Origin of the sequence: Photobacterium profundum, from assembly GCF_003026285.1 — a bacterium.
GTDB classification, from domain to species: domain Bacteria; phylum Pseudomonadota; class Gammaproteobacteria; order Enterobacterales; family Vibrionaceae; genus Photobacterium; species Photobacterium profundum.
Genome location: NZ_PYOD01000034.1, coordinates 1 through 5,739 on the forward strand (window position 1 = coordinate 1; position 5,739 = coordinate 5,739).

The 5,739-nt window shown below is 39.1% G+C and carries 6 protein-coding genes, 1 tRNA gene and 2 rRNA genes; 4 read left to right on the forward strand and 5 right to left on the reverse strand.

The annotated features are described in order from the left end of the window. The 4 genes from rrf (C9J48_RS27435) (at window position 1) to metA (ending at window position 1,684) form a co-directional block, all read left to right on the forward strand. Window positions 1-115: ribosomal RNA gene (gene rrf / locus C9J48_RS27435) — 5S ribosomal RNA — on the forward strand. A gap of 43 nt (window positions 116-158) precedes the next feature. After that, window positions 159-234: transfer RNA gene (locus C9J48_RS27440), tRNA-Thr, on the forward strand. Between the two features lie 6 nt (window positions 235-240). Further along, window positions 241-356 (forward strand): 5S ribosomal RNA (gene rrf / locus C9J48_RS27445). A gap of 383 nt (window positions 357-739) precedes the next feature. Then, window positions 740-1,684, forward strand: coding sequence for a homoserine O-acetyltransferase MetA (gene metA, locus C9J48_RS27450; RefSeq protein WP_006228418.1), 945 nt, complete (start codon window positions 740-742; stop codon window positions 1,682-1,684). 45 nt (window positions 1,685-1,729) lie between these two features. Here the strand turns inward: metA and C9J48_RS27455 are convergent, their stop codons facing one another. From C9J48_RS27455 to C9J48_RS27475, 5 genes are all read right to left on the reverse strand, one after another. Beyond that, on the reverse strand, window positions 1,730-2,596 hold the full coding sequence (locus C9J48_RS27455; RefSeq protein ID WP_006228417.1) for a TIGR03899 family protein: 867 nt from the start codon (window positions 2,594-2,596) through the stop codon (window positions 1,730-1,732). 260 nt (window positions 2,597-2,856) lie between these two features. After that, window positions 2,857-3,342, reverse strand: coding sequence for a DUF3299 domain-containing protein (locus C9J48_RS27460; RefSeq protein ID WP_006228416.1), 486 nt, complete (start codon window positions 3,340-3,342; stop codon window positions 2,857-2,859). Between the two features lie 11 nt (window positions 3,343-3,353). After that, window positions 3,354-4,613, reverse strand: coding sequence for an ABC transporter permease (locus C9J48_RS27465; RefSeq protein ID WP_006228415.1), 1,260 nt, complete (start codon window positions 4,611-4,613; stop codon window positions 3,354-3,356). Continuing rightward, window positions 4,610-5,305, reverse strand: a complete 696-nt coding sequence (locus C9J48_RS27470) for an ATP-binding cassette domain-containing protein (protein ID WP_006228414.1) — start codon at window positions 5,303-5,305, stop codon at window positions 4,610-4,612. Before C9J48_RS27470 ends, C9J48_RS27465 begins: the two co-directional genes overlap by 4 nt. Window positions 5,306-5,346: 41 nt before the next feature. Next, on the reverse strand, window positions 5,347-5,739 hold a 393-nt coding region (locus C9J48_RS27475), incomplete at its 5' end, for a ZrgA family zinc uptake protein (RefSeq protein WP_146151663.1).

Genomic DNA, 5,739 nt, shown 5'->3' on the forward strand with positions numbered 1-5,739 from the left:
CTGGCGACCATAGCGCTGTGGCTCCACCTGATCCCATGCCGAACTCAGAAGTGAAACGCAGTTGCGCCGATGGTAGTGTGGGGTCTCCCCATGTGAGAGTAGGGCATCGCCAGGCGCCCAATTTTAAAGTTCGTAAATACGGATTTTACCAATAATTTGCTGGTATGGCTCAGTTGGTAGAGCGCACCCTTGGTAAGGGTGAGGTCCCCAGTTCGAATCTGGGTACTAGCACCATTATTTTTCAGCGACAATAGCACAATGGAACCACCTGATCCCATGCCGAACTCAGTAGTGAAACGTTGTAGCGCCGATGGTAGTGTGGGGTCTCCCCATGTGAGAGTAGGTCATTGCTGAATACCTATTTAAGACCCAGCCTTTGGCTGGGTTTTTTCGTTTATAAAACAATCTTATCAACCACAATTGTATTTATTTACAATTGCCGAACATCTCTCCCTGTTATCCATAGATAATTCCACTTTTTGATGAAGCTTTTCTCTTAATTTATCTATAATGAGTTATTAGCGTAAAGCGGATAAACCTGCTGGTACGTATTCGTATATTAACTATAACTAGCGTTACTATTTCATCACGAACCGATGCTCTTTATTTAATGAGAGCAATTCTAATCAAACTTATTCACGAGTTTATGCACTCTGAGACTTGCACCTTATCTTTATATTATATATCTTTGGTTAGATATCTAGACGTCTAAACATCTTAAAGGTAAGGAACAACCAAGATGCCAATCAAAATTCCTGATCGTTTACCTGCTACAGATATTCTGCGTAGTGAAAATATTTTTGTTATGTCAGAAGCACGTGCTGCGACGCAAGGGATTCGTCCATTAAAAGTATTATTGCTTAATTTGATGCCAAAAAAGATAGAAACTGAAACACAGTTTTTACGTTTGTTATCAAATAGCCCGTTACAGGTTGATGTTGAATTATTACGGATCGACAATCGTCCAACAAAAAATACTCCAACAGAGCATTTAGATACATTTTATCGTCAATTTGAGATGGTGAAAGATCGTAACTTTGATGGTTTAATTGTGACTGGGGCACCTTTAGGATTAGTTCAATTTGAGGATGTTCTTTATTGGGAAGAAATTCAGATAATTATGAATTGGGCAAAAGAGCATGTTACATCGACGATGTTTGTATGCTGGGCTGCTCAGGCTGGTTTAAAGTTACTTTATGATCTGCCAAAGAGAACAAGGAAAGAAAAAATATCTGGGGTATATGAGCATAAAATTCATGATCGCCACCACCCTGTTTTGCGTGGGTTTGATGATCTATTTAAGGCCCCTCACTCTCGCTATGCTGACTTTTCTCCTAGCTATCTTGCAGAACATACTGATTTAGATATTTTAGCTACCTCTGAAGTCGCTGGCGTTTATTTAGCGTCGACAAAAGATAAGCGGAACGTATTTGTTACTGGTCATCCAGAGTATGAAGTTGATACGTTGCACCATGAATACATTCGTGACTGTGAGCAAGGTATAGAGCCTAATATGCCTGTGAATTATTACCCTGATGATAATGCTAGTAATAGACCAGTAGCGAGTTGGCGTAGCCATGGACATTTGCTGTTTTCCAATTGGTTAAATTATTGTGTTTATCAACAAACGCCTTATGATCTTGATGATTTCTCTGAAGCCAATTTCACTAAAGATGACGAATGAATATTATTAGGTAATACGTAACTAATGTATTTTGCTTTTTGGGGCTTATTCTTTGTTGCTTTGCACTATGAAGTGTTGGCTTAATAAGTTTGAAAGCATATCTTTATATTGTTGATTTATGCTACTTCCAAATAGGTTAGCGAGCTCCTCTCCTGTTGGAGAGAGTCGATAGTATGTAAATGTAATCCCTTTTCTGATTGGCTGTAGGCTGTAATCATTACTCTTATAGCCAAAAGGCAGGTCGATATGTTTGGCTATTTCTCCTGACTCTAGTTCGGTTTTCAACAGTAAGCTTAGATCGATTAAAATCAGTAAATTTGAATATGATAATTGATAAGCACCATATTGAATTCTATGGTTTTTGACTTTTTTTAATAAAGATAGCTTTCCTTTGTGTTCTTTTATTCCAGTTAACAGTTTCTGGCTTTTATCATTTCCAAAATTACATGTTAGTGAAGTTGCTTGCTGGAAGATTTGAGCCTCACGCTGTGTCATATCTTGTAACGTTTTGAGTGATTTTAAAGAGACTGAGCCTGGGAATAATATTTCACGTTTTAGTATTTTCCCCCACAATATCTGCATTGATGGGCTGTGAATTTTTTTTGCCATCGAAAAGAACCGAGCTAACCAGTCTGGATCGGGATCTCCTGCTGTTTCATCCCTACACGCCTCATAGGTAACCTTAACAACCCTTTCAAGATTTCGTTGCTCATTTTTCTGCTCGAGTAGAATTCTATTTGAGGTTCGTTGCTGAATATCATGTTGTGTTTGTTTTATTTGGGCACTTATTGCATGTTTCTGTGCGATTTCTTCTGCTTTATTTTGTGCACTTTTTAGTTGGTGTTTCTTTTCATTAACTATTGATGCCTTTGTTTCTAAAGTTATTAGTTCTGTTTGCTTTCCTGCTTTCATAGCTAATCCAATTCGAGTTTGCCCTGTATAGTTTTACCAGTTAATTGTGGCTTAGATCAAGATGCGTGATATCGGTGTTAATTAATAGTTAAATTTGTTAACCTAATTATGTTTAGGTACTCAGGGAGAGGGGATGATGAATAAATTGACTAAACGGATGACTGATATTTTTCTCATACTTGGCTATGTCTCTATGTTGGCTTACCTTGCTACGCATGTATGATTAGCAAGGTAAGTCATAACTAGGTTAGAATGTGACACTACATATCATCGTATTCTTCTAATGCAGTTCCTTCTAATAGATAGCCGACCTCAGCCATATCATGGCTAATGTGTTGTGTTTTTAAGCGGCCTACGACATAGACAACATCCCATAATTGTTGAATCGGGGCACCTTTAGCAAACTTAACATAGATAATTTGGTTAGGCGGCGGCGGCGGTACATGTACACAAGCCCCGAAATAAGGAACAAGTAAAAATTCAGTTACAACCTTATCGTCTCCTTCTAAAGGTATAACAAACCCTGGTATTTTCACTTCACTACCGTTTAGTTCTTCTCTTACTGCGCCGATCATTGATTGTTTTACTGCCTCTCCATCATGGTTTAACAAAGGCATCATGTTTTTTTGATCTAGCAGCTTTCTCTCTTGTTGTGGTACAAGATCAATCCAATCTAATTTTAATACATCTTCGGCGTTACTTAGTGTTGGTAAACAGAAGACAATTGCGATGAGCCATCTTTTCATTTTTGAACCCTTTATATTTTGATAGTCATACCATCTGCTAATGAATGCTTATAAGCTCTTACCGCCGGAATAATTCCCACGATGATTCCGGCTGTTTGTACTAAGGCGAGTAAAGTTAGTTCGTAAGTACTCAATAATGTTACCTCAATAAAAAAGCCGAATTGCTGTTGTATCATCGGCTGAAGTGCAAACAACCCTACGTAAAGTAGTATTGTGCCAAGCACTATCCCTGCAGATGTTAAAACAGTCGCTTCACTTATTAATAGAAAGAATATGTGGCTTGGGCGAGCTCCCATTGCTCTTAGAATAGCCATTTCGCGACGCCTTTCATTCAGGCTTGTCAGTAAACTTGTTAGCATACCAAGTAGCCCTGCAATGACTACAAACCCTGATACAACTAATAATGCTTGCTCTGCAATCGACATCATCCCCCATAGCTCATGTAGCGCTATACCTGGCATAATGGCACTGAGCGGTTCTTTTTTATAAGTATTAATGGATCTCTGTAAAGCAAAGGTCTGTATTTTAGAATGTAATCCCAGCATGAAGGCGGTTATTTGCTTAGGTTCGAATTGATACTCGGCAAGTTGTGCGGCATCGGGTGTTTGCCCAATTCTTGCCCCTGACTCCCAACCCACATGAATAGCTTCTATGGCTCCGAGAGAGACATGCACACTTCTATCTACTGGTGTGCCTGTTGGTTTTAATATTCCAACAACTTTGAAGGGTAAGTTATCGTGGCGATTAAATTTTTTGTCACTTATACCGTGGGCAATAACAATTTCATCATTGATCTTATAGTTTAATTTTTTGGCAACTTCTGCACCTACTACAGTTTCAAATAAGGTGTTAAATGGTCGTCCGTCACTAAAAGTTAGGTGCTGCTTTTGTCCATATTGATAGTGCTTGAAGTAACTATCATTGGTACCTATTACACGAAATCCGCGGTGAGAATCTCCTAAAGATATAGGGATTACCCATTTTATTGCTCGTTGCTGACTTATTTCTTGATAGCTTTGCCAGTCTATATTATTGGTGGCATTGCCAATGCGAAAGACTGAATAAAGTAGTAAGTTAACTTGTCCTGAGCGAGAGCCAACAATTAAATCAGTATTGGATATCGTATTGGCAAAGCTTGCTTTCGCTTGTGTTCTGACTCTCTCGACACCTAGTAATAGAGTGACTGATATTGCAACGGTTAGTAACGTTAACAAGGCGGTGGTTCTTCTATTCACTAGACTTTGCCATGCTAATCTTAAAATAGCCTTCATTGAACACCTGCTTGAGTTGCTAGATTAATATCGTTTAGAGCGATGCTACGACTAAAAAGAGGTTCTAGGGTGGTGTCATGGCTTACAAATAAGAGCGTTATACCTGCATCGTTACATTCATTCATGAGCAATTTAATAAAAGCTTCTCTATTATCATGATCTAACGCTGAAGTAGGCTCGTCAGCAATAAGTAACTCTGGCTTGCCAATTAGCGCTCTTGCGGCAGCAACCCGTTGTTGTTGACCAATACTGAGCTCTGATATGGGTCTATGTAAGCAATCATCCGGCAAGTGAAGCTGTTGTAAAAGACGTTTTGCTTCGATTTCGAGATGCCCTTGGATTTTTAGCTTTCTTTGATTCGAGAATCGGCAAGGAAGTAAGACATTATCTATAACGGATAAGTAGGGCAGCAAATTGAACATTTGGAATATATACCCAATGTTATCTGCTCGAAATTTGTCGCGTTGCGTCGATTTCAATTTACTGAATGGTTGTCCTAATAAGTTCACACGGCCTGACGTTGGTTGGGTGATCCCTGCAAGTAAACTCAGAAGGCTCGATTTACCGCTTCCACTGGGACCTTTTAGGAAGACCTTTTCACCTTTATTAATTTTTAAATTAGCGATGCTAAGTAAGTCAGTTTGTTGTCCTGGCCAGCGAAACGTCAATTTATTAAGTTCAATAATTACCATCATATCTCCCAATAATAGGGGGATATTCCCCCCTATTATTACTAAAATTTTAAAGTTGCGTTATTTTCTGTTAATTGATTAGCTTGCTGACTTTTATCGGTAATGGCTTGAACAGATATTTTTTCTGTTGATGGGAAATAATTGAACCAGTTCAGTTTTATTTCATTTAATTGAGAGATGTTTTTACAGCTGAAACTGTATTGTGCTGTAAATTCACCATGCTTATGATCTTGGTCGTCATGATTGCTGTGATCTTGGTCGTCATGATTGCTGTGGTCGTGGTCGTCATGATTGCTGTGATCTTGGTCGTCATGATTGCTGTGGTCGTGGTCGTCATGATTGCTGTGGTCGTGGTCGTCATGATTGCTGTGGTCGTGGTCGTCATGATTGCTGTGGTCGTGGTCGTCATGATTGCTGTGGTCGTGGTCGTCATG